Annotated in this window: 1 protein-coding gene; it reads right to left on the minus strand. The window is 74.9% G+C overall.

The annotated features are described in order from the left end of the window. Window positions 1-56: 56 nt before the first annotated feature. On the minus strand, window positions 57-1,010 hold a 954-nt coding region (locus tag ACYVE9_RS28240), incomplete at its 5' end, for a hypothetical protein (RefSeq protein WP_461030727.1).

The raw sequence follows: 1,010 nt of genomic DNA on the forward strand, positions 1-1,010 counted from the left end.
TGGCCGATGCAGCCGTGGGGCCGCGGGCCCGCCGCTCCCGTCGAACGCCCTCCGGCTCACGTGCGGCGCAGCAGCAGGCCGGTGCTGCCGCGCTTGCTGAGGTAGGCGCGGCCCCCGCAAACCGACTCCACACGCGGGGCCACCAGCAGGACCTGCTCCTCGGCCCGCCACCTCGGGGAGCGCTCCAGCCAGGGACGGAGCACGGCGTCCAGCGACTCCGGCGCGAGGGCGACGAACAGCAGCTCACCCGGCAGCCGGTCGAGCAGCTCGGTCCGCTGGCCGTAGTACAGCATCTCCACCAGAAGGTGGGCGGCGCTGCCGCGAGGCCCCCGGCCGGCCGCCACCTCTTCGAGGCCGAGCCGGTGCACCGTGACGCGGTCCCCGGTGCCGCCCACGGTGCCCGCCAGTCGGGCATGGAAGCGGTCGTTCGGCTCCGCGGCGTGCACCCGAAACCCCTTCTCGGCCAGCCTTCGGGTCAACGCCCCCTCACAGGCGCCGAGTTCGAGAAGGGCGCCGTCGTCCGGGTCCAGATGTCCGGCGATCCAGGCGGACGTGGCGTCCAGCCGCTCACCCTCGTACGGCGAGGTCGCGAACTCCCACGGGTCAACGACCGTCGCAGCCTCCTCACCCAGGCTGCCCAGCAGCGCGAACAGCCGGTCCCGCTCCCCGGGCGACGAGCGGAAGAAGCGTTCCGCGGCCGGGACGCGGGCGGTGTCCACGGTGTACTCGGCGGAGTCGGCATGCAGGAGGGCACCGCAGAACCGGTTGGCGAAACCGATCTTCGTGCCGGTCAGCGCGGCGCTGAGCGGCACGTCCCGGTCGCTCACCACCTGGAGGTAGGGGGAGTGGCCCACCGCGTGCGTCACCGGTATGCCGCGCTCGGCCGCGGCCCGGGCCACCGCCTGACCGAGCCGGCCGCGGCTGCGCCGCTGGTCGGCGGGGGAGTGGGTCCAGCACCGCACCCGGTGTCCACCGGCGGCCCGCAGCAGGGCCTCACCGGGCGGTGAGAC

This window comes from Streptomyces sparsus (genome assembly GCF_054776295.1).